This window comes from Acinetobacter sp., from assembly GCF_036666595.1.
Lineage (GTDB): Bacteria > Pseudomonadota > Gammaproteobacteria > Pseudomonadales > Moraxellaceae > Acinetobacter.
This window is the reverse complement of sequence record NZ_JAVWVO010000005.1, coordinates 161,622-182,827: the sequence shown is the minus strand read 5'-3', so window position 1 is coordinate 182,827 and position 21,206 is coordinate 161,622. Positions and strand designations below refer to the sequence as shown.

The window sequence follows — 21,206 nt, the reverse complement described above, 5'->3', positions numbered from 1 at the left end:
TAACAAGAGAGCGTTAAAAAATCTGTAGGACGTCTAGATTTTTTAAGGCTTTTTTTGAGGGAGCTGATTGCACAGCTCCACCATCGCTTTGCGGTATACATCGCGTTTAAAATTCACAACTTGTCCCAGCGGGTACCAATAACTGACCCACTGCCATTGATCAAACTCAGGCGGATCAGACAAATTCAAACGAATGTTCTGAGCGGGAGCAGTGAGTTTGAGTAAAAACCACTTTTGTTTTTGTCCAATACATACGGGATCGGAATCTGTACGAATGTATCGGTGCGGCAAACGATAACGCAGCCAACCTTTAGTTTGCGCTACAATTTGGACGTGTTCGGGCAGTAAGCCAACTTCTTCTCTCAGCTCACGATAAAGTGCCTGTTCAGGGGTTTCTCCATATTGGATACCTCCTTGTGGAAATTGCCAAGCATTGTGTCCAATGCGTTTTGCCCATAAAACTTGTCCAAACTCGTTTGCCAAAATGATCCCGACATTGGGTCGGAAACCTTCCGAATCGATCATTTGGCTACCTAAATATTGTGTAATTTATGACTTTGCGATCGGGGATTTTTATTTCTGTATCCAACTCGAAAAAAGCAAAGTTTAAAAATGTTAAAATTGCTATGATCTTAACGAATTTCTATCGACTAGCGGAGATAGATTTACAAATTTTTTCTTAAATTTCAGTTTTTACGAGTATTTTCATGAAATTGGCGCTATTTGATCTCGATCACACCTTGTTAAACACCGATTCAGATCATTCTTGGGGAGAGTTTTTGGTGAATGAAGGCTTGGTCGATCCAGTTCGCCATCGCGCCATGAACGATAAATTTTATGAAGACTACAAAGCAGGGCAGCTCGACCCGATTGCCTATAATGAATTTGTGTTTGAATTTTTAACTCAACATGACAATACTTACCTCACGGAACTGCATGAACTGTTTATGCACAAAGTGATTCGTCCGCAAATGCGTCCCGAAGGTTTTGCAGCCATTGAAAAACACCGTGATGCTGGACATGCTTTGGTTGGCATTACCGCAACCTCAGATTTTATTACCGCACCGATTTTCCGTGAGTTTGGGATTAGCGAAATTATTGCGACCAATGCTGAAGTGGTTGAGGGTAAATACACGGGCAAAGTGATCAATACACCATGCTATCAAAAAGGCAAATTGACGCGTTTAGATCAGTGGCTGGCAGGGCGTGATGTCAGTGAGTCTTGGGCTTATTCAGATTCCATCAATGATCGCTTTTTACTGGAATACGCCGACCATGCGATAGCAGTCAATCCAGATGACCGCCTAGAGGTATTGGCTAAAGAGCAGGCATGGGAAATCCAAGACTGGTCGATTTAAGCATCTGTCTTTCGTTGTTTGAAAAGGCTGCTTTCGGGCAGTCTTTTTTATTTGAAAGAGATAAAATAGTGAGGCTATAGGTGGGCTGATCTTGGAAAATTAACCAAATATGCTATGTTGAACCTTGGCTAAAGCTATTTTGACTATGAAAAATTAGAACATAAGCGTGGAGAAAAATATGAGTGTACGACCAAGAATGACCCACCTGTTTGAGCAACTCGGTTTAGATGCGAGTGAAGAGGCCATCGCTTTATTTATTGTAACGCATCAGCTCAATGCACAAACCACGATTGTTGACGCAGAGTATTGGACTGAAGCGCAACGTCAGTTTTTGGCAGAAAAAATTAAATCGGACGGTGAGTGGGCTATTATTGTAGATCAGCTGAATGAATCCCTACATGAAGATTCACTCATCCAAAAATAAGCAGAACTCAAAGAGGCTGAGCGTCGAAGCTTTGCCTCTCTGTATAAAAATAAGATAAAAGTAGAGATTTATGCCTGTCGATCATCAAGCTTTTTCTGACTCTACGCCCTTAGAACATGTACCTTCAGTTCATCAACTAGAACAAGATCGTGCTCTGTTTATCGGTGCGAAATATGAGTCTTACTATCAAGCTCAATTTGAAAAAATCACACCCAAGAAACAATATGCAGGCTTTAATATTGCCGCCTTTTTCTTAGGTGTGGTCTGGTTGTTTTATCGAAAAATGTACAGTTATGGCTTTATGGCCATTGGTTTGATTGTGGTCATAGGGATGGTGGAAATATTTTTGGGGATTGAAAGTTCTGGTGCAAATATTGGCTTGGCCGTAGCATTTGGAATGTTTGGGAATACCTTGTACAAGCACCATGTTGATCAGCAGATTGACAAGATTCGTCAGTTGAGAAGTGGAAGCGTCCATACTGAATTAGAAAATCGTGGTGGTACAAATCTCATAGCTGGTTCGATCTTGCTGGTGATTTGGCTTGGGCTGGTTGCACTGGCCATAAGTGCTTCTTAATTCGCTCGCGCAAAATAAAAAAACCATCCTTGTGGATGGTTTTTTTATTTTTGCAAAGCTTAGTTCATCATTGCAATTAGTTCTTGCACCGCGCGAGATTGGGTTCTGCCCGGATGCCAAACCATACCGAGTTGACGGTTCATTTCGAACTTCACATTCAACTGCTGTAGGTCTTGGTTAATCATCGTTTTTGGAAGCACTGACCAACCCAGTCCAATCGAGGCCAACATACGAATCGATTCGAGTGGATTATTGCTCATGGTGATTTTAGGTTTCAGCCCTTGTTTTTCAAACTCTGCCAAGGTGATTTGGCTGGTATAGGTTTGTGACGCAGGCAATAAACTTGGGTATTGAATCAGGTCTTCGAGTTGTAGGTTTTGCATTTGTGCCAACGGATGAAACGGTGCTGCTACAAATACCAGTGGATCTTCCCAAATGGTGACGTACTGCAAACGTTCATCGAGTTTGGGTGGTAGAGTTAAAAATGCCAGCTCCAAATCACCCGCCAGTACTTTTTCATGCGCTTGCTCAGAATCGACAAAGTGTACATCTAAGGTGACATTTGGAAAGCTTTGCACATAGCTACGTAAATGGCTTGGCAAGTGATGCAAACCAATATGGTGACTGGTGCCAATTTTGAGTTTGCCTTGGACCATACCTTGCTCATGACTCAAGGTGTGATGAATGTCACCCAGTTCATTTAGCCAGTTTTTAACTTTAGGCAGCAATGAATGTGCGGCATGCGTGGCTTGTACACCACGACCAGCAGATTCAAACAGTTTCACACCAAAATATTCTTCTAAACTATGAATACGTTTGGTTACAGCAGGTTGCGTAATGAAGAGTTGATCTGCGGCTAAAGAAATAGAGCCGGTTTCCATGACTTTTACAAAAGCTTCGAAGGCTGCAAGATTCATAAGGATAATCTAGTTATGAAATTATAATTAAATTATAAAATAATTTTATATGAATTGCGATCTTTAAAATGAATGGTAGGTTATTGGGTCTGGACTAAAATAAAAAAAGATCACTTGATGTGATCTTTTGGAGAGTTGAGAGGGCGCTTGATATAAAGGCTTAAGCGGGAATATTTTCTTCGGTTGTACGGTTCTTTTTCTCCCAAATACGTTCATGGAAAAAGAATGCGAAGGCTTGCACGGTTGGTTCTAATAAACTGAGGGTGACCGCCATCCATAAGTTACCTGTGACAAAATAAGCCACAATCATGGCCACGGTTATGTGCATGATGTAATAGCTTAGGGTTTTTTTGAATATGCGCTGATTGTTTGCTACAAATTTCTGAATGTTCGCCATGATAAATACCCTCTCAATAATGCCTTTCATTTGTAAATAGTAATTATTATCATTAATAAAGTCAAAATGAAATTTTAATTGCTCGTGATTGGGTTTTTGAATGCAAGGCGATGCAGTCGATTGTTTGGAATGTTTGACTTGAAAAAACAAGCTTCTGTAGATTTCATTCTTTAGTCTATGCATAGGTCGCTGTCTTTCTATTCAGACAAACGAAGGGGGCTTCAAAAGCATCGGTCTAGAGGGGATAAACCTTGCATGGCTGAGCTGGGAAATATACTGCGAGGTTTACAAGAGGTTGATAAATAGGCGTATAGCGCTTGAATTAAAACCAGCATTGAGGGCTTGTAATCAAAGGGATTGAAACAAAGAGGTATGAATTTAAAATAATTCCAAAAAGTTTTTAAATTAATAAAAATGATAAATTAGATTTATGTGAAATCGTCGCTATAATCGATTTTAATGAAAGAATTACCCAGTCCAGTGGAGTCAATCGACATGGCAGGCGAAAACCAACAAGCAAAAACATTGTATGACAAATTGTGGGATGACCACTTAGTAAAACAACGCGACGATGGCTCGGCTTTACTCTATATCGACCGTCATTTATTACATGAAGTGACTTCCCCGCAAGCCTTTGAAGGTTTACAACTAGCGGGTCGTAAACCATGGCGTTTAAGTGCGAATGTGGCAACCCCCGATCATAATGTTCCCACATCGACCAAAGAGCGTTCAGAAGGAATTGCAGGTATTGAAGATGATACTTCACGTATCCAAGTTCAAACCTTAGATGACAACTGTAAAGCCTTTAATGTGGTGCAGTTTGACATTAATGATGTGCGTCAAGGCATTGCACATGTGGTGGGGCCCGAGCAAGGTTTGACTTTACCGGGCATGACGGTGGTCTGTGGAGATTCTCATACGGCAACACATGGTGCATTTGGCTGTTTGGCGCACGGGATTGGGACATCTGAAGTGGAGCATGTATTGGCGACCCAATGCTTGGTTCAAAAGAAGATGAAAAACATGTTGGTACGTGTTGATGGTCAATTGGGTCAGGGCGTAACACCGAAAGACGTGGTTTTAGCCATTATCGGTAAAATTGGTACTGCAGGCGGTACAGGTCATGCCATCGAATTTGGTGGTCAAGTCTTCCGTGATATGTCGATCGAAGGTCGTATGACGGTGTGTAATATGGCGATTGAAGGCGGCGCACGTGTGGGTATGGTCGCTGTCGATGACAAAACCATTGCCTATGTCAAAGACCGTCCATATGCACCACAAGGCGCACAGTGGGATGCTGCGGTTGCATATTGGAATACCTTACATTCGGATGCAGATGCACATTTTGACACCGTGGTGGTGTTGCAAGGTGAAGAGATTGAGCCTCAAGTGTCTTGGGGCACATCGCCTGAAATGGTGATTCCAGTGACTCAAGCTGTACCAACTTTAGAACAAGCCAAAGATGAAGTGCAACGCAATGATTGGACACGTGCTTACAATTACATGGGTTTAACCGCGGGTCAGGCGTTGGCAGATATTCAGTTAGACCGTGTCTTTATTGGTTCATGTACCAACTCGCGCATTGAAGATATTCGTGCCGCGGCAGAAGTGGCCAAAGGTAAAAAAGTGGCAAGTACCATTAAACAGGCCATGGTGGTTCCAGGGTCTGGTTTAGTCAAAGCGCAAGCCGAAGCTGAAGGCTTAGACAAAGTTTTGATTGAAGCTGGCTTTGAATGGCGTGAGCCAGGTTGTTCAATGTGTTTAGCAATGAATGCAGACAAATTACAACCCGGTGAGCACTGTGCATCGACCTCTAACCGTAACTTCGAAGGTCGCCAGGGCAATGGAGGTCGTACGCATTTGGTGAGTCCAGCAATGGCAGCAGCAGCAGCGATTGCAGGTCACTTTGTCGATGTGCGTTCATTTTAATTCGGGCTTGGGAGCATAGACATGAAAAAATATACCGTTGAACAAGGTATCGTTGCACCTTTAGACCGTGCCAATGTCGATACAGACTTGATAATTCCAAAACAGTTTTTGAAATCCATTAAGCGCACAGGTTTTGGTGAAAATTTATTTGATGAGTTGCGTTATTTAGATGAAGGTTTTTTGGGACAAGATAATTCCAAACGTCCTAAGAACCCTGATTTTGCATTGAATCAGCCACGTTACCAAGGGGCCAGCATCTTAATTTCTCGTGCGAACTTTGGTTGTGGTTCAAGCCGCGAACATGCGCCGTGGGCATTGGAAGAATATGGTTTCCGTACCGTGATTGCACCCAGCTATGCCGACATTTTCTTTAATAATAGTTTCAAAAATGGCATGTTACCTGTGATTTTGTCTGAAGAAATTGTTGACCAACTTTTCAAAGAATGTGCAGCAACAGAAGGTTATCAGCTAACGATTGATTTGGACGCGCAAGAAGTGCGTACACCATCGGGTGAAGCCTTCACATTTGAAGTCGATCCATTTCGTAAGCACTGTTTGTTAAATGGTTTGGATGATATCGGTTTAACTTTACAGGTCGCAGATGATATCAAAGCCTATGAAGAAAAGACCAAAGCATCTCGTCCGTGGGTGTTTGCTGAAATTCATGCTTAATTGAAAATTCGATGCATCTAGTGCTTGGGTCCATCTCTTGTTAATATCGAGCAAAAGAATTTTAAACGTTTTGCTACTGGTAAAGGTTGGGCTTGAACAATGGTGACGAGTTACAGTCGTATCGCTCTACTGGCGTTGGTGGGAACATTAACTGCCTGCCAAAGTATGAATACGGCAAGCATTAAGCGGATTCAGGATACCCCAGCGAGTAAAAATAATGCACAGCTTTACTGTACTGGTACAGTGAACTGCGAGTTTGAACGATGGAATCAGATCAAAATTGTGAATGCAGACAATCATCGCGTCAGCCGTGAGGCCATTCGAGAGAAGGTCGTGCGTCTAAAACGAGATGATTTGAATGAAGCGAATGCCTTGTTTCTGTCAGTGCCAGCGGGGCAACATGAACTGGTGATTCGCTTCTATCCTGTTTCGGTCGATCGTGCTGAAACGCTGCATGTGATTCATCGTTTTAAGCCTGCGGAACGCTACACCTTTAGAATGTTTCGTGCACGCAGTCGACATCAGGGAAGCTTGTTGAATATGTCTGCACCTGACCCTTTGTGTGTCGATTTAAAGCAAAACCAAAGAACAATTCGTCGTTTTTGCAAACCTTACAATGTCTTAAATGGCTTGGGCGAGTTTGTAGAACAAAAACTTTAATCGTGTGAGTCAGAACTCACCAACAGTGGAATATTTCATGTCTAAACATATTTTGATTTTGGCTGGTGACGGCATTGGTCCTGAAATTGTAAAAGCCGCAGAACAGGTTCTTACACGAGTCAATGATCAATTCAATTTAGGTTTAACGTGGGAACAGGGCCTACTCGGTGGGGCTGCCATTGATGCATACGGTTCGCCTTATCCAGATGTGACCGCAGCACAAGCCAAAAATGCAGATGCGATTTTACTCGGTGCGGTGGGTGGTCCGAAGTGGGACAACATTGAGCGTTCGATTCGTCCAGAGCGTGGTTTGTTAAAAATTCGTAGTGAATTGAATTTATTCGCGAACTTACGCCCAGCCATTTTGTATCCGCAATTGGCAGATGCATCAAGCTTAAAGCCTGAAATTGTTGCAGGTCTTGATATTCTTATCGTTCGTGAATTAACTGGCGGGATTTACTTTGGTCAGCCACGGGGTATTCGTGAGCTTGAGAATGGTGAAAAACAAGGCTTTAACACTGACGTTTATGCTGAGTCTGAAATTAAGCGTATTGCGAAAGTGGCTTTTGAAATGGCTAGTTTACGTGGCGGAAAAGTCTGTTCTGTTGATAAAGCTAACGTACTTGAAGTGACGGAGCTTTGGAAGCAAACCGTAACGGCGATGAAAGAAGCTGACTATCCAAACATTAACTTGTCGCATATGTATGTCGATAATGCTGCAATGCAATTGGTGCGCGCGCCTAAACAGTTTGACGTGATTGTGACAGGTAACTTATTTGGTGACATCTTGTCTGATGAAGCCGCGATGTTGACAGGTTCAATTGGGATGTTGCCATCAGCATCCTTAGATGAAAATGCGAAAGGGATGTATGAGCCATGTCATGGTTCGGCGCCTGATATCGCAGGGCAGAATATTGCCAATCCATTAGCCACTATTCTTTCAGTAGCTATGATGTTGCGATATACCTTCCGTGAAGAAGCTGCTGCTCAAGCGATTGAAGATGCAGTAGGCAATGTCCTAGATCAAGGCTTGCGTACCGCTGATATCATGTCTGAAGGCATGAGCAAAGTGGGTACTGCGGAAATGGGGCAGGCAGTTGTGGCTGCACTGAACTAAGCCAAAAATAATTTGAAAACGCAGCCATCCGCTGCGTTTTTTTATGCCTAAAATTTAATAGCTTTTACAGGCTTTACCTCGATATTGAATTGATTGCGCAATATTATCTTTTAACAAGAAGTGGACTTGGCACTCTAACTGAACATCATAAAATGGCGTATGTGTGGGAATAGGAATCGCACCGACACTGCTGTCACTACGCATAGTGGGCATAGGGGTTGGAATTTGAATCCGTCTGACAATCGTGTAACTCAGTTGGTTTGGTGTTTGAATCGGCGTACCTAAGGTTTCATAACCGAGTTGACGTAAGTTGAGTTCGCGCCGAATGCTCGATACATCTTGGCCGATATATTGTTCTAAATAGTCGGGGAGCGCAATTTTAGCGGGTAAAACGACGGTCTGGTGTTGCGCTGGAGAGCTGCTGCAAGCTTGAAGGAGTAGAAAGCAGATGGAACTAAAGAAACTGACAATAAAGGGCTTCATGATCATCCCCTAAGCAGAGAAAGACCCTTTTAGTATTGTATATCTGAACGTTCGTTTGAGTATGATTCGAGTAATTTGAGATAAACGGTATAAGCGGCTTACCATAACGCGGCCGTTAACACGCTTTGCCAATGTAGTGAATAGATTCCACAAGATCATCATGCAGTCTGAACTCAATTTTGCATTTCATTTCAATATTCAGGCTACCGCTGGAAGGTGTCGGAATGGGCGCACCCATACTGACACTGGTTCCAAGGTTGGGGGTTCCCATCGGAATAGGCATATTGCGTAACAGAGTGTAGGTTAGTTTCTCTGGGGTATGTACAGGAGCACCGAGCACTTTATAGCCCATGCTATTGAGGTTGAGTAGATTTTGAACTTGATCTGACGATTGTCCGATATAGTGTTGTAAGGTTTGGTTGAGCTGAGTTTGGCTTGTTATGGCACAAGCAACACATAGCATTGGGAACAGTAAAACTGCTCGCTTCATTGCAGTTATTTTCATTATTGTTTAGGCGTATTAAGTTATTATTGCATTTAATTATAGTTTGATTATTGGTTTAAATATAGCTGATTTATAACGTTTAGTCTGAGCGCAGACATTAAAAAAGCCACTTAAAAAGTGGCTTTTTCGCTTCGCTAAAACTTAGCGCGCACGATAAGTGATACGACCCTTAGACAAATCATAAGGTGTCATTTCTACTTTAACACTGTCGCCAGTCAAAATACGAATATAGTGTTTACGCATTTTACCAGAGATGTGAGCAATCACTTCATGACCGTTTTCTAAACGTACACGAAACATAGTATTAGGAAGCGTCTCGGTGACAACGCCTTCGAACTCGATGAGTTCCTCTTTATTGGCCATAGCCTACCTGAATGAATAAATTGGAAAGGCGCAAATTATAGTCAATTTTTTTGCATAAAACAAGGCGGAATGGGCGGTTGCCTGATCATCTGTCAGTAAAATAAGCGAACAAGCGGAATAAATATTTTCAACAAAAAAACTGTATAAGTTGTTGTCAGTTCGGTCAATCGCAGTTAATCTAATTTTAATGTTTTATGTATAAATGAAGAACATACAAGGAAGGTTCTAGCGTGGGTCAGCTAACGGATGCATCGGTTGTATTGCGATTAGGCTACCAAGCGATTCGTCGTTCAGGGTTGCCAACAGAAGAAATTTTAACAAAGGCTGGTGTTGCATTAAATCAGATGGAAACCAATGAGCGTACGCCTTTGAGCGCACAATACGCTTTTTGGGTGGCGGCAGAAGAGGTGAGTCGCGATCCAGATATCGGTCTACATTTGGGTGAAAATCTGCCTTTATACCGTGGTCAAGTGATTGAGCATTTGTTTATTTCATCCGAAAACTTTGGTGAGGGTTTGAAACGCGCTTTGGCTTATCAGCGATTGATCAGTGATGCCTTTCATGCCAAGTTGGTGGTTGAAGATGACCGGTGTTATTTGACCAATGGGGAACAACCTTGGGCTGAAAATTTAGTCAATCGACATTTTTCTGAATGTGCGATGTCCGGTATTTTACGGTTCTTTAAATTTATTACTGAAGGGCGCTTTGAACCGATCTATATTGATTTTAACTTCAGTAAAGGCGCGTTTGATGATGAGTATTTCCGCGTATATGAGTGCCCTGTCAGTCTAGGGCAAAAAGAAACCCGCTTATATTTTGACCCAAGTATTTTGGCTTATCCGTTGTGGCAGGCGGAACCTGAATTATTACAACTGCATGAGCAGTTAGCGATTGAAAAACTTCAAGAATTAGCCCGTTATGATTTGGTGGGTGAAGTGCGTCGCGCGATAGGTTCAACCCTAGAAAGTGGCGAAACCACACTTGAAACAGTGGCTTCTCAGCTCAGTATTACCCCAAGGCGTTTACGCACACAACTTAGTGAGGCAAATACCAGCTTCCAGCAAATTTTGTCTGATTATCGCTGCCGTTTGGCGAAAAAACTTTTGGCTAATACGGCAGAAAGTGTAGAGCGTATCGTGTATTTGACAGGCTTTTCTGAGCCAAGTACCTTCTATCGTGCATTTAAACGCTGGACCAATGAAACCCCAGTGGAATATCGCAAGCGTAAGCAGCGTTAAGAAATTCCTCCTAACCTCCTTTAAAAAAGCAGGCGAAGAGGATTCAAAAATAAATTATTCGGGCATATTTAGCCAGTGCGGCCCAAGCGGCTGCTTTGGTAGCTCAAACTGCGCTGGATAGTCGGCATGAATGAAATATAGCCCATCAGGAGGGGCAGTAATGCCTGCGGCTTTGCGGTCTTCTGCTGCGAAAATCGCCTCAATATGCTCGACTTCATACATACCTTGACCAATTTCAAGTAAGCAGCCCATGATATTGCGGACCATATGGTGTAAGAAGCCATCGGCCTGAATGTCGAGTACCAAATATGGGCCATGTTGAATTAAGCGACAATGGCTAACATGGCGCACAGGTTGATTGGATTGGCATGCGGCTGCACGGAAGCTTTCAAAGTTATGCGTGCCCTCGAACTTTTGCGCGGCTTGCATCATCTTTGCCACATCTAGCGCATAATAAGCGTGTGTGACTTGTTTATGCATAAGAGCAGGACGTTGCGGGTGGTTATAAACCACATAGCGATAACGACGTGCCTGCGCTTTGAAGCGCGCATGAAAGTCTTGATCCATCGCTTTGATCCACTGGATCGAGATATCTTTTGGCAGTTGGCTATTGCTACCCATCAACCAACCGCGCTCTGAACGAAGTGCCGAGCTATCAAAATGCGCCACCATATTGGTGGCATGGACGCCCGCATCGGTACGACCTGCACCATGTAAGCTAATCGGTTCATTGGCAATTTTAGAAAGTACTTGTTCAATCGTCTCTTGTACGCTGATCACACCTGTTTGCTGGGTTTGCCAACCACGATAGTGTGTTCCACAAAACTCAATGCCGATCGCAAAACGTTGCATATGTACCTCAAATTAACCCAAATCATGCCAATGGCTGAAGCGTGCTTCAGCGCTGGGGTATTGTAAATACATTTTGAGGGCTTTGGCATACAGATCTGCATGCCCGAGGCAATCACTGACAATTATTTTGGCTTGGGTTGTCCAAGCGGCAACTGCATAGCGCTGATCAGTACGGCCGAAAGGGACTTGAGTGCTTAAGATAACAACACAGCCTTGTGCGTAAAATTCATCGAAAAGTGCAATCAGCTCAGCATTTACGGCTAAATTACCCGTTCCAAAACCCTGTAAAATGAGGAAATGAGGCGGTGCGGAGAGTAGATTTCTCAAGTTTTGTACTTGCTGCACCAAGGCAACAGGTTGCATCATCAGATTGAGGCAATTGAATTGATGGGATTGTTCTACATTATGTGTTTGTACTATGTGTGTTTTTAAGTTGTGTGGAATCGACTGTTCAGCCATGACGCCTGAAAAAGCATCCAGTTCTGTGGTATGTCGTTTTAGCGCAGTTTGCGCATGCAATACCTGTTGATGAAAAGCCAGATACACTCCGACAGGATGTTTCACCACGGCATCTAAGGCAAAATTCAAATTACTGATCGCATCGCTAAATTCACGCGTATCTGTACCTTGTACATTAAGCAATGGATATTGGCTACCCGTGAAAATCACACGTGCTGAGTCTACAATAAAGTGTGCAGCGACAGCACTGGCATAGCTTAAGGTATCTGTGCCATGAAGCACGACAAAATGCTGGAATTGTTGCAGTTGTAATTGTTGAATCTGCTGAATTAGCAATAACCAGTCTTCAGCCGTGCAGGCGCTACTGTCTTTAATGACAGGTGCAATAAAACATTCTATGTCGAGATGAATCGGCAAGACATGTGTGAGCTTGGGAATAAAGTCTTCGGCAGGCATTGGTTGTAAGGGTTCGCCAATACAGCCAAAGGTTCCACCCATATAGATAAGCGCAATTTTTTTCATTATAAAAAAAGCAGTCGGTGATGACTGCTTTAGTTTAAAACGAAATGGCTTAGGATGCTATGCGACTCAGCAACTGTTCGACTTGCTGACGTTGTTCCGTAGAGTAATTTGGTTCTTGTTCAACCAAAATTTCACGTGCAGCTTCGAAAGCGCCGAGTTGAATGTATTGCTCAGCCAATTCAAGGTTTAAGTGTATTTCATTGACTTCGCTCAGTTGAGGGAAAGACTGTACCAGAGGATCGCTTTGATCCACCGTATTGGCAGGTGCAGTAGACTCTAGACTAAAACTGAGGCTTGGCGTAACAACTGCTGGTGTTTCTTCTACTATTGCTTCACTTGAGCTCACCGTATCGAAAGAAAAAGCAGGGATGTCTTTTGCAGCTTCAGACGTGGATTCGCTTGAAAAATCAAATGTAAATTCAGGACGCTCATCCGCAGCAAGCGGCGAAATTTCTGCTTCTGGCGCTGTTGTAGGCGCAGTGTCGAGATTGAACGAAAAATCTAAAGGTTGGATGTCGGCTGCAGCAGTTTCTGCTGGTTGAGCCGGCGCGCTTTCTAAAGAAAGTGAACCGAAATCGAGCGGTTTAAGTTCTTCAGTAGGTTGGGTGGGTTCTGCTGTTGGTGTATTTAAACTAGAGATATCAAATTCTAAGCTTTGGACTTCGATGCTCGGTTCAGGTTGAGCTGTTGTTGTGGTGGTAAATGCTGAGGTATCAAAATCAAGCGGTTTAATGTCTTGAACAGGTTCAACAACAGAAGCCTGCACAGGAGCGGGAGCAGCATTATTTGATGACATCAGAGCATCAAAGTCAGCAGTATTGGTTGCTTCTACAGGTTTTGGTGCAGATGGTGCAATTTCAGTTGGTTTAAACTCAATCGTGTCACGGCTATTTTGATGTAATTGATCGTAATCCGATTTTTTGGCTTCTGCTTGCGCCAAAATATCATCCAGCTCTAAAGAACGTAAATGATTCAGCAATTGGCTGATGGCAAACTCGTCTTTTTGGAGCAAGTGAATATCGAGCAGCAGTAAATATAATTCGTGTTGTGAATTGTCTTTATTTAGGGCTTGGTTGATTTGCGCTTCAGCTGAGAAGAAATTGCGGTCGCGAATTTGACCTTCAATTTTATTACGTAGATCTGTAGCGAGTGGTGTTGTGGCTTTTTTAGCAACAACATCTTCAACGACTTGAGTTTGTTGCGGGGATTTTTTAGACGAACTGGTTTTTTTGGCTTTGTTTTTTGCAGCAACCGCTTTTTGAGTTTTTGGTTCTGCTTCTTTACTCGCCTCACGCTTTTTTAAGACTATGGCAACAACCAATAGTAAGATAAATGGAATCACATAAATAAGCATGTTTTACCCCTTTTGAACTTGTCTTTGTGCAAGTTCATCCAAAATCAAATAATCAAAATAACACTTTAGTGTGTTGGCTTTTTCTCAGTTTGTTGTGCTTTCAATTGTTGTTGCAATTGTGCAAGACGAGCGTTTAGTAATTGAATTCTCTGATCTTTCTGATTAAGTGCCACTTCTAATTGTGTTACGTTTCTCTGTAATTTAACGGTTTTTTCACGGGATGTCATAACTTTTAATGACAACTCGTTTGATGTTTGATTCTTTTGTGTCGACTTCTTGGCAGAACCGTGGCTTGAATCTTGCTCTTTCTCCGCAACCAAACTCATCTCGGCTTGATTGAGGCGGTATTTCGCCTTGCCAGATTGCTGTGAGCTTTGTTTTGGAAGTGATGAAACGGAGACTTTTTGTTCTGATTTTGCTGTTTGTAGGCCCGTTAAGTTGAGGTTGGCACCACGACGTAAGCGGTTTACGTCACCTTGAATAAAGGCATGTTCATTCTTGGCTTTAATTTGTTGCATGACTTCACCGACAGGACGGTTTTCTTCAGCAGCAATACGCGATGCAATGCCCCAGAGAGATTCATTTGACCGAACAACATGGGCACTTTGAGGTGCGGCTTGGCGTGCAGTAGTTACAGGGGCAGCAGGTGTTACTTTTGCTGTCGATGGACTAGTTTGTGGGCTGGCCTGTGCAGAAATTGGGGCATCTGATTTTTGAACTGAATCGGCATACTTTTGCACCAACGGATCTGCCGATTTTTTTGCTTGCGTAATAGGTTCAACCCGTGGAGCTGATGTTTGAGCAGCTGCTGCAATTTGAGCAGAGGCCACTGAAATAACTTGCATTGGCGCTGTAATAGCGGTCGCACTCATGCTTGGTGGGGTATGGTTATTGAGTTTGAGGGGCGTCGTGTTTGTCGTTGGCGCAGCTGTTGTTTTTAAGCTATTGAATTGTGCGCTGACAGGTAAGTTCAGCGCAATATCTTTTTCGTTGACAATCACCACCGGTTTTAACGCTTTTTCATTACTATTTGTACGGGCTTGAAGTGCTGCCGATCGTTTATTGGCTGTTTTAATATGTTGTAGCCGTGCCGCATTGCCTTCTTTGATTTTGACGACAATGTTGAGTTCTGCTTCCGTTAAAGGACGTGAAGAGGTAATCGTAATCACACCTGTACTGGCGCTGGTACGACGGGTAAAAAAGTTCAGATTACTGGGCGGCTGATGCATGACGCCAAGAGACATCAAATCTTCTGTGCTGGCTAGACTGGCTTGAATGGGAGCATTCGGATCGGCATCGTGAAAGTTCAATTCTGCATACAATAGCTCCCCAGGCGCAGACTGAATTTGAATAGGATCGACAGTGATCGCATTCACATTTTGCGAAGCAATAATGGCTAAAATGGCTATCTTTAATTTGTTATTTACGGTCATCTTAATCTTTAGCTCGGTCACAGATCGCAAAGCGAAAATTATAGATTAGCGAGTTGTGTGTTATTTGTAAAACGTTAACATCGGGGTTACAAAAAAAAGCCGATCAAGTGTGATCGGCTTAATACTTTAGCGGGTAAATGCTTAAGTGTTTTTGTAGTCAATCAGGATACGGAGCATACGACGTAAGGGTTCCGCAGCGCCCCAAAGCAATTGATCACCGACAGTGAAAGCACCTAAGTACTCTTTGCCCATATTCAGTTTGCGCAGACGACCAACAGGAACAGTTAACGTGCCCGTTACAGCTACAGGTGTTAAGTCAGTCATAGACGCTTCACGGGTATTTGGAACTACTTTTGCCCATTGGTTCGCGCTACGTAACATATCTTCGATTTCATCGAGTGGTACGTCTTTCTTGAGCTTTAACGTTAAAGCTTGAGAGTGACAACGCATCGCACCAATACGCACACAATGACCGTCAATCGGAACGATTTGCTGGTTGCCCAAGATCTTGTTGGTTTCAACTTGACCTTTCCATTCTTCTTTCGACTGACCGCTGTCTAATTGTTTGTCGATATAAGGAATGAGTGAGCCTGCTAATGGCACGCCAAAGTTTGCTGAAGGGAAACCTTCCCCACGTTGTAATTCCGCAATTTTAGAGTCGATATCTAGAATTGGAGAGCGTGGGTCATCTAACAAATCTTTGGTGTTGTTGTATAAATAGCCCATACCAGAGATGAGTTCACGCATATTTTGAGCACCAGCACCCGATGCTGCTTGATAGGTCATCGAGGTTGCCCATTCCACTAAATTGTTTTGGAATAAACCACCTAAGCCCATCAACATCAGTGAAACTGTACAGTTACCGCCTACGAATGTTTTGGTACCGTTCACTAAACCGTCTTTAATCACATTCATGTTGACAGGGTCAAGTACGATAATGGCTTCATCTTCCATACGAAGTGTAGATGCCGCATCAATCCAATAACCTGTCCAGTTTTCCGCTTTGAGCTTCGGGAAAACTTCTGAGGTATAATCGCCACCTTGGCATGTAATAATGACATCCATTTGCTTCAGACTGTTAATGTCTGATGCATCCATAAGTGCTGGGGCAGTTTTACCGCCAAACGCAGGTGCTTCACCGCCTGCATTACTGGTAGAGAAATAAAATGGCTCAAAATGAGCAAAATCATTCTCTTCAACCATACGTTGCATAAGGACGGAACCAACCATCCCGCGCCAACCGACCAGACCTACTTTCATGTCACTTTGCCTCGGTGCGTTAAAAATTAAAAGGGGATTCGAGTGTATCAAAAGAGCGCTTAACTGCAAGCACTACACAATGAAAACAGCAATTATATTGTGCAATATATCTTGTTTATGTTACATGCAAAATTGATATTAATTTATGAATCTACAAAAAATTAAGAATATAAGAGTGGGTATCTATGATCTGGGTTGAGTTGCTGGCATGTGTTGTGATTTGGTTAAGCTTCTGGTCTCTGATTCCACGAGATGAATGGTGGTTTCGAGGCGCAGATTTTCCACGCTTACAGATTTTGGCGTTGGGGTGGATTGCATTTGTCTTGATATTGGTTTGGGATGCACCTTGGGATTGGGTGCGTGAAGTCATTTTGCTGGGGGTAATTGCGGCAGTGGCGTACCAACTCAAAATGGTGTTGCCTTATACTTTTGTGTGGAAAAAGCAGGTCAAAACGGTTGCCAAAACAGAGTTACAGCCAGAACGCCAGATTTCATTAATTGTGTCGAATGTACTAACGCCCAATACTCAATACCACTTATTACTGCAACAAATTCGTCAGTATCAACCGGACTTGATTTTGACTTTAGAGTCGGATGCACATTGGGAACAAGCCTTGAGTGTATTAGAAGATGACTATCCCTATCGGGTTGCAGTGCCTTTGGATAATCTGTACGGCATGCACTTGTATAGTCGTTTAGCGCTTGAAGATATTGAAGTTAAGTTTATTTTGAGCGATGAAATTCCTTCGATACATGCCACAGTCATCTTAAGGTCAGGACAGCCAGTGCAACTGTACTGCTTACACCCGAAACCGCCAAGTCCGACCGAAGCCAAAGACTCTACTTTACGTGATGCTGAATTATTGATAGTCGGGGATCAGATTAAAGATTTGGATGAGAGCTGCATTGTGATGGGGGATTTGAATGATGTGGCATGGTCGCGCACGACACGACTTTTTCAACGGATCAGTGGACTGCTAGACCCCCGAGTTGGACGACATTTTGTCAATACTTTTCATGCAGACTATCCCTTACTGCGCTGGTCACTGGATCATGTTTTTCACAGTACGGATTTTGCCTTAGTGCAGATGCAGCGTTTAGCACATATTGGTTCAGATCATTTCCCTGTATATGTGGTGCTTCAAACTGGTCGGGTGTTTGAGCAAGTACAAGAAGAGCTAGAGCAAACCGAAGCCGATGAGCAAGAAGCGCAGGAGGCGATTGAAGATGGAATTGAGAAAGCGGAACGAGAAGGTAAGCAGGTTACAGATAGAATTGCCAAAGATTACCAGTAAACATACGGGGCGCTCGGATTTCATCAGTGTAGGATATGGCTTACAGGGATTTGGGAATCTGACGAATGGTTAGTCATTTGGTATCCCCGTATTCTAGTCTCATCAGCAGATGGAGCGGGAATGGATCATCCCAGTATGGAAGTTGAAGCTGATGGAAATCATCATGGATATGATGTAGGTATGGAATGCCACCGAATAAAACAAGAATAACGTTGAAAGCACAACCTCATGTACCCGAGTTTTGCAGGACGCAGAACTCGGGTTCTACTTTTTAAGCAGCCCTTTTTTTATTAAGAATAAATCTTGTTATAGCCTGCAGGGCGAGTTTTAAAGCGACGGTGGAACCACATATATTGAGTCGGAGCAATACGGAGTTGATTTTCAATAATTTGATTTACTCGTGTCGCATCATCGACTTCATCTTCACTGGGTAAGTTTTCCACAGCAGGTTCAATCAACACTTTGTATTGTGGGTTTTTAATATCCCCATCACGATAAAAATACAGAGGGATGGCCGCAGCCTTGGTCATTTTCAATAAACGGCGGTGTGCTGTAACGGTCGCTGCGGGAACGCCAAAAAATGGCGCCATAACACCTTGTTTTAAACCAAAGTCTTGGTCTGGACTGTACCAAATGGCATGGCCATTTTTTAAGTTGCGAACCAAGCCACGCATGTCATCATGATCAATTTGATGTGCATAAATGGTGGCGCGGCAGCGGTAGATGAGCATATCCAGCAGTGGATTATTTTGTGGGCGATACACTACATCCGGTTCAAAATACTGCGCGCATAGATAACCACCCGCATCGAGCAAAGTAGAGTGGGTTCCTAAAAGCAGTGCACCTTTACCTTCTGCTTGTGCTTTTTGAATATGCTCTAAACCTTCAATACTGACACGGCCGGTAAACCACTTTGGGTTATACCACGCATTCAGCGTTTCAAAGACCCCTAGCATTTGATCGACAAAAACCAGACGCGCATTTTCAAGTACTTCTTGGGCCGACCACTCTGGGAAACATACTTCCAGATTACGAACGGTAGTTTTACGTCGCGACTTCATATATTTAAAACTGAGATTGCCTAAGAGGGTTGCCAGTCGGTGTTGAATTGCCCATGGAAGAATCGCCAATATCATGAGAAAGACGATACCAATCCAAACGCCCCAATATTTGGGATGCAGAAAAGACCACTGAAATTCACCGGGTTGATAGTCTGGCTTCGAACTCATAAATTGCGATAAAGGCTAAAAAAAGAATGTTTAGAGTTTAGCATGAAGCAAGAATGAAGGGTCAATGTTCAGAATCAACCCGATGTTCGCACTCTGCAAATGTGATGTTATATAGGCTTGGATGATGTAGACGAACGCACCCAAATGGAAGAGATGGACATCTTCTCGATGGTGGTGGGCACCCTCAGCTGAGTTCCATAAAAAAAACTCCGCGTGATGCGGAGTTTTTTTTATGGAACTCATGAGAAATTATTTGGTTAAATTTTCCAGTTCTTCCCATCGTTCCAGCTTTTCAAGTAATAGCTCATCAATTTCAGTCAAACGATTTGACAACGTCATGGCTTTGTCGGCATCTGAGATAAATAATGAACCATCTGCGAGTAATGCATTGATTTCAGCTTGCTCTTTCTCCAGCGCTTCCATTTCGGCAGGTAGTTGTTCAAGCGCACGCTGATCTTTATAGCTGAGTTTGGCTTTTTTAGGCGCAGCATCTGCTTTTGCAAGTGCTTTTTTCACATCACTTTTTTGATCGACGACTTTGTCATCTGGACGCTGTTCAAGATAATCTTGATAACCACCAATGTATTCATCAATATGACCTTTACCATCAAACACCCAAGTTGATGTGACGACATTGTCCATAAAGGCACGGTCATGCGAGATCAACAACAATGTACCTTTGTAGCCACCGAGCATTTCTTCAAGAAGCTCTAAAGTCACCATATCTAAGTCATTGGTCGGCTCATCCATCACGATTAAGTTGGATGGCTTAAGCAATAATTTTGCAAGTAAGATACGGTTGCGTTCACCACCTGACAAGGCTTTGACTGGGGTACGTGCACGTTCTGGTGAGAATAAGAAATCTTGTAAATAGCTGTAGATGTGGCGACGGTTACCATTGACATCGACAAAATCTGAACCTTCAGAGACGTTATCCTTCACCGATTTTTCAAGATCAAGTGCATTACGTAATTGGTCAAAATAAGCCACTTCAAGCTGTGTACCTGTTTTGACTGATCCGCCATGCTCAATCTCACCCAAAATAGCTTTGATGAGCGTAGTTTTACCGACACCGTTATCACCGACGAGACCAATACGATCGCCACGAAGCACCAATGCAGAGAAGTCTTTGATAATAGGTTCTTGATTGCCAAAAGCCACACTGAGATGTTCAATATCGAAGACCAATTTACCTGAGCGATTGGCATCTTGCGTCGCCATGCTGACTTTGCCTTGTTGTGAACGGCGTGCTTTCGATTGTTCACGTAATTCTTTTAGGGCACGAACACGACCTTCGTTACGGGTACGACGGGCTTTAATCCCTTGGCGAATCCATACTTCTTCTTCAGCTAAGCGCTTATCAAAAAGAGCATTTTGCTTTTCTTCTGCTTCCATCTGCATTGCTTTTAGTTCGAGGTAGCGTGAATAGTTACCCTCGTAACTGCGCAAAGTGCCACGGTCGAGCTCTACAATACGAGTTGCAATACTGTCAACAAATGAACGGTCATGCGAGATGAACAGTAAAGTTAAATTATTTTGATCGAGTAGAAATTTTTCTAACCATTCAATACTTTCAACGTCCAAATGGTTGGTTGGTTCGTCCAGTAATAGTACATCGGGTTGGGTGAGGAGTGCACGAGCAAGCAGCACACGACGCTTACGACCACCCGATAAATCAGCCAAATCAGCATCTGGGTCTAGGCCCATTTTGCTTAAAATGGAATTGACTTTGGTTTCTAAAGCCCAGCCATCTAACATATCCATTTTATGTTGCAAGTTACCCATACGGTCGCATGCATCCATATCACCCAATACACAAGCATCACTGGCTTCATGATAGGCTCTGAGCACATCTGCGGCTTCACCTGCGCCGTCTGCCACGATATCCGCCACTTTACCCGAGTCCATCGGCACATCTTGCGCCAACATGGAAATGGTGATGCCATTTTGTAGAGAAACTTCGCCAGAATCGGGTAATAAACTTCCCTCGATCAGTTTAAGTAAAGTAGACTTACCTTCACCATTACGACCAATTAAACACACTCGTTCACCGCGCTCCAATGAAAAGTTCGCGCCGTCGAGCAAGGCAGGTCCACCAAACGCAAGTTGGACATCCCTTAAAGTAATATAGGCCATAATGTTTCCTGAAAAATCTCAAATGA

22 protein-coding genes are annotated in these 21,206 nt (G+C 43.2%); 9 read left to right on the top strand and 13 right to left on the bottom strand.

Features of this window, described 5'->3' with window-relative positions:
- Window positions 1–42: 42 nt before the first annotated feature.
- Complete coding sequence (locus RR876_RS08980; protein WP_004692547.1) at window positions 43–525, bottom strand: RNA pyrophosphohydrolase; 483 nt, start codon at window positions 523–525, stop codon at window positions 43–45.
- Window positions 526–707: 182 nt separating this feature from the next.
- Here RR876_RS08980 and RR876_RS08975 point away from each other — a divergent pair, with 182 nt between their 5' ends.
- The 3 genes from RR876_RS08975 to RR876_RS08965 all read left to right on the top strand — a co-directional run bounded on the left by RR876_RS08975 (window position 708) and on the right by RR876_RS08965 (window position 2,359).
- Window positions 708–1,358 carry an HAD family hydrolase gene (locus RR876_RS08975; RefSeq protein WP_332477191.1) on the top strand — a complete coding sequence of 217 codons (651 nt, stop codon included), beginning with the start codon at window positions 708–710 and terminating at the stop codon, window positions 1,356–1,358.
- A gap of 178 nt (window positions 1,359–1,536) precedes the next feature.
- The gene (locus RR876_RS08970; RefSeq protein WP_004978928.1) at window positions 1,537–1,782 is read left to right on the top strand and encodes a DUF2789 family protein; all 246 of its coding nucleotides are present in this window, start codon (window positions 1,537–1,539) and stop codon (window positions 1,780–1,782) included.
- 70 nt (window positions 1,783–1,852) lie between these two features.
- Window positions 1,853–2,359: a DUF2628 domain-containing protein gene (locus RR876_RS08965; RefSeq protein WP_332477192.1), complete on the top strand. Its 507-nt coding sequence runs from the start codon at window positions 1,853–1,855 to the stop codon at window positions 2,357–2,359.
- Between the two features lie 59 nt (window positions 2,360–2,418).
- Here RR876_RS08965 and RR876_RS08960 read toward each other — a convergent pair whose 3' ends face one another.
- Together RR876_RS08960 and RR876_RS08955 are read right to left on the bottom strand one after the other, a co-directional pair.
- A complete protein-coding gene (locus RR876_RS08960; RefSeq protein ID WP_004692542.1) occupies window positions 2,419–3,276 on the bottom strand; it encodes a LysR family transcriptional regulator in 858 nt (285 codons plus the stop codon).
- Between the two features lie 160 nt (window positions 3,277–3,436).
- Window positions 3,437–3,673 carry a DUF2061 domain-containing protein gene (locus RR876_RS08955; protein WP_004692541.1) on the bottom strand — a complete coding sequence of 79 codons (237 nt, stop codon included), beginning with the start codon at window positions 3,671–3,673 and terminating at the stop codon, window positions 3,437–3,439.
- Between the two features lie 495 nt (window positions 3,674–4,168).
- Here RR876_RS08955 and leuC point away from each other — a divergent pair, with 495 nt between their 5' ends.
- The 4 genes from leuC (at window position 4,169) to leuB (ending at window position 8,051) form a co-directional block, all read left to right on the top strand.
- A complete protein-coding gene (gene leuC, locus RR876_RS08950; protein ID WP_087011311.1) occupies window positions 4,169–5,602 on the top strand; it encodes a 3-isopropylmalate dehydratase large subunit in 1,434 nt (477 codons plus the stop codon).
- A 21-nt stretch (window positions 5,603–5,623) separates the two neighbouring features.
- Window positions 5,624–6,274, top strand: coding sequence for a 3-isopropylmalate dehydratase small subunit (leuD, locus tag RR876_RS08945; protein ID WP_004692538.1), 651 nt, complete (start codon window positions 5,624–5,626; stop codon window positions 6,272–6,274).
- A 99-nt stretch (window positions 6,275–6,373) separates the two neighbouring features.
- The gene (locus tag RR876_RS08940; protein WP_005400864.1) at window positions 6,374–6,934 is read left to right on the top strand and encodes a hypothetical protein; all 561 of its coding nucleotides are present in this window, start codon (window positions 6,374–6,376) and stop codon (window positions 6,932–6,934) included.
- A 37-nt stretch (window positions 6,935–6,971) separates the two neighbouring features.
- Window positions 6,972–8,051 (top strand): 3-isopropylmalate dehydrogenase, encoded by a 1,080-nt coding sequence (leuB, locus tag RR876_RS08935; protein WP_332477193.1) that lies wholly within the window; start codon window positions 6,972–6,974, stop codon window positions 8,049–8,051.
- A gap of 54 nt (window positions 8,052–8,105) precedes the next feature.
- Here leuB and RR876_RS08930 read toward each other — a convergent pair whose 3' ends face one another.
- From RR876_RS08930 to infA, 3 genes are all read right to left on the bottom strand, one after another.
- Entirely contained in the window at window positions 8,106–8,534 is a 429-nt protein-coding gene (locus RR876_RS08930) for a hypothetical protein (RefSeq protein WP_332477194.1), read from the bottom strand.
- Between the two features lie 115 nt (window positions 8,535–8,649).
- Window positions 8,650–9,024: a hypothetical protein gene (locus RR876_RS08925; RefSeq protein WP_332477195.1), complete on the bottom strand. Its 375-nt coding sequence runs from the start codon at window positions 9,022–9,024 to the stop codon at window positions 8,650–8,652.
- A gap of 156 nt (window positions 9,025–9,180) precedes the next feature.
- Entirely contained in the window at window positions 9,181–9,402 is a 222-nt protein-coding gene (gene infA, locus RR876_RS08920; RefSeq protein WP_004692529.1) for a translation initiation factor IF-1, read from the bottom strand.
- Window positions 9,403–9,632: 230 nt separating this feature from the next.
- Here infA and RR876_RS08915 point away from each other — a divergent pair, with 230 nt between their 5' ends.
- Window positions 9,633–10,640: an AraC family transcriptional regulator gene (locus RR876_RS08915; RefSeq protein WP_004692528.1), complete on the top strand. Its 1,008-nt coding sequence runs from the start codon at window positions 9,633–9,635 to the stop codon at window positions 10,638–10,640.
- 54 nt (window positions 10,641–10,694) lie between these two features.
- Here the strand turns inward: RR876_RS08915 and truA are convergent, their stop codons facing one another.
- The 5 genes from truA to asd form a co-directional block, all read right to left on the bottom strand.
- Complete coding sequence (truA, locus tag RR876_RS08910) at window positions 10,695–11,492, bottom strand: tRNA pseudouridine(38-40) synthase TruA (RefSeq protein ID WP_332477196.1); 798 nt, start codon at window positions 11,490–11,492, stop codon at window positions 10,695–10,697.
- Window positions 11,493–11,504: 12 nt separating this feature from the next.
- Window positions 11,505–12,473, bottom strand: coding sequence for an asparaginase (locus tag RR876_RS08905; RefSeq protein WP_332477197.1), 969 nt, complete (start codon window positions 12,471–12,473; stop codon window positions 11,505–11,507).
- Between the two features lie 49 nt (window positions 12,474–12,522).
- Complete coding sequence (locus RR876_RS08900) at window positions 12,523–13,827, bottom strand: hypothetical protein (protein WP_332477198.1); 1,305 nt, start codon at window positions 13,825–13,827, stop codon at window positions 12,523–12,525.
- Window positions 13,828–13,892: 65 nt separating this feature from the next.
- On the bottom strand, window positions 13,893–15,260 hold the full coding sequence (locus RR876_RS08895) for a hypothetical protein (protein ID WP_332477199.1): 1,368 nt from the start codon (window positions 15,258–15,260) through the stop codon (window positions 13,893–13,895).
- A gap of 141 nt (window positions 15,261–15,401) precedes the next feature.
- Complete coding sequence (gene asd, locus RR876_RS08890; protein ID WP_004692521.1) at window positions 15,402–16,520, bottom strand: aspartate-semialdehyde dehydrogenase; 1,119 nt, start codon at window positions 16,518–16,520, stop codon at window positions 15,402–15,404.
- Window positions 16,521–16,705: 185 nt separating this feature from the next.
- On the opposite strand from asd, the gene RR876_RS08885 reads away from it, so the two are divergent.
- The gene (locus RR876_RS08885) at window positions 16,706–17,815 is read left to right on the top strand and encodes an endonuclease/exonuclease/phosphatase family protein (protein WP_332477200.1); all 1,110 of its coding nucleotides are present in this window, start codon (window positions 16,706–16,708) and stop codon (window positions 17,813–17,815) included.
- A 290-nt stretch (window positions 17,816–18,105) separates the two neighbouring features.
- Here RR876_RS08885 and RR876_RS08880 read toward each other — a convergent pair whose 3' ends face one another.
- Window positions 18,106–19,044 carry a lauroyl acyltransferase gene (locus RR876_RS08880; protein WP_332477201.1) on the bottom strand — a complete coding sequence of 313 codons (939 nt, stop codon included), beginning with the start codon at window positions 19,042–19,044 and terminating at the stop codon, window positions 18,106–18,108.
- A 249-nt stretch (window positions 19,045–19,293) separates the two neighbouring features.
- Entirely contained in the window at window positions 19,294–21,180 is a 1,887-nt protein-coding gene (locus RR876_RS08875) for an ATP-binding cassette domain-containing protein (RefSeq protein WP_332477202.1), read from the bottom strand.
- Between the last annotated feature and the right edge of the window lie 26 nt (window positions 21,181–21,206).

What these genes read in the sequence shown, in the direction of transcription:
- RR876_RS08970 (WP_004978928.1), top strand. Translation starts at nt 1,537, where the DNA reads ATGAGTGTACGACCAAGAATGACCCACCTGTTTGAGCAACTCGGTTTA.
- RR876_RS08880 (WP_332477201.1), bottom strand. Translation starts at nt 19,044, where the DNA reads ATGAGTTCGAAGCCAGACTATCAACCCGGTGAATTTCAGTGGTCTTTT.
- RR876_RS08980 (WP_004692547.1), bottom strand. Translation starts at nt 525, where the DNA reads ATGATCGATTCGGAAGGTTTCCGACCCAATGTCGGGATCATTTTGGCA.
- RR876_RS08965 (WP_332477192.1), top strand. Translation starts at nt 1,853, where the DNA reads ATGCCTGTCGATCATCAAGCTTTTTCTGACTCTACGCCCTTAGAACAT.
- asd (WP_004692521.1), bottom strand. Translation starts at nt 16,520, where the DNA reads ATGAAAGTAGGTCTGGTCGGTTGGCGCGGGATGGTTGGTTCCGTCCTT.
- RR876_RS08925 (WP_332477195.1), bottom strand. Translation starts at nt 9,024, where the DNA reads ATGAAGCGAGCAGTTTTACTGTTCCCAATGCTATGTGTTGCTTGTGCC.
- RR876_RS08940 (WP_005400864.1), top strand. Translation starts at nt 6,374, where the DNA reads ATGGTGACGAGTTACAGTCGTATCGCTCTACTGGCGTTGGTGGGAACA.
- RR876_RS08930 (WP_332477194.1), bottom strand. Translation starts at nt 8,534, where the DNA reads ATGAAGCCCTTTATTGTCAGTTTCTTTAGTTCCATCTGCTTTCTACTC.
- RR876_RS08960 (WP_004692542.1), bottom strand. Translation starts at nt 3,276, where the DNA reads ATGAATCTTGCAGCCTTCGAAGCTTTTGTAAAAGTCATGGAAACCGGC.
- RR876_RS08975 (WP_332477191.1), top strand. Translation starts at nt 708, where the DNA reads ATGAAATTGGCGCTATTTGATCTCGATCACACCTTGTTAAACACCGAT.
- leuB (WP_332477193.1), top strand. Translation starts at nt 6,972, where the DNA reads ATGTCTAAACATATTTTGATTTTGGCTGGTGACGGCATTGGTCCTGAA.
- truA (WP_332477196.1), bottom strand. Translation starts at nt 11,492, where the DNA reads ATGCAACGTTTTGCGATCGGCATTGAGTTTTGTGGAACACACTATCGT.
- leuC (WP_087011311.1), top strand. Translation starts at nt 4,169, where the DNA reads ATGGCAGGCGAAAACCAACAAGCAAAAACATTGTATGACAAATTGTGG.
- infA (WP_004692529.1), bottom strand. Translation starts at nt 9,402, where the DNA reads ATGGCCAATAAAGAGGAACTCATCGAGTTCGAAGGCGTTGTCACCGAG.
- leuD (WP_004692538.1), top strand. Translation starts at nt 5,624, where the DNA reads ATGAAAAAATATACCGTTGAACAAGGTATCGTTGCACCTTTAGACCGT.
- RR876_RS08875 (WP_332477202.1), bottom strand. Translation starts at nt 21,180, where the DNA reads ATGGCCTATATTACTTTAAGGGATGTCCAACTTGCGTTTGGTGGACCT.
- RR876_RS08885 (WP_332477200.1), top strand. Translation starts at nt 16,706, where the DNA reads ATGATCTGGGTTGAGTTGCTGGCATGTGTTGTGATTTGGTTAAGCTTC.
- RR876_RS08895 (WP_332477199.1), bottom strand. Translation starts at nt 15,260, where the DNA reads ATGACCGTAAATAACAAATTAAAGATAGCCATTTTAGCCATTATTGCT.
- RR876_RS08955 (WP_004692541.1), bottom strand. Translation starts at nt 3,673, where the DNA reads ATGGCGAACATTCAGAAATTTGTAGCAAACAATCAGCGCATATTCAAA.
- RR876_RS08900 (WP_332477198.1), bottom strand. Translation starts at nt 13,827, where the DNA reads ATGCTTATTTATGTGATTCCATTTATCTTACTATTGGTTGTTGCCATA.
- RR876_RS08905 (WP_332477197.1), bottom strand. Translation starts at nt 12,473, where the DNA reads ATGAAAAAAATTGCGCTTATCTATATGGGTGGAACCTTTGGCTGTATT.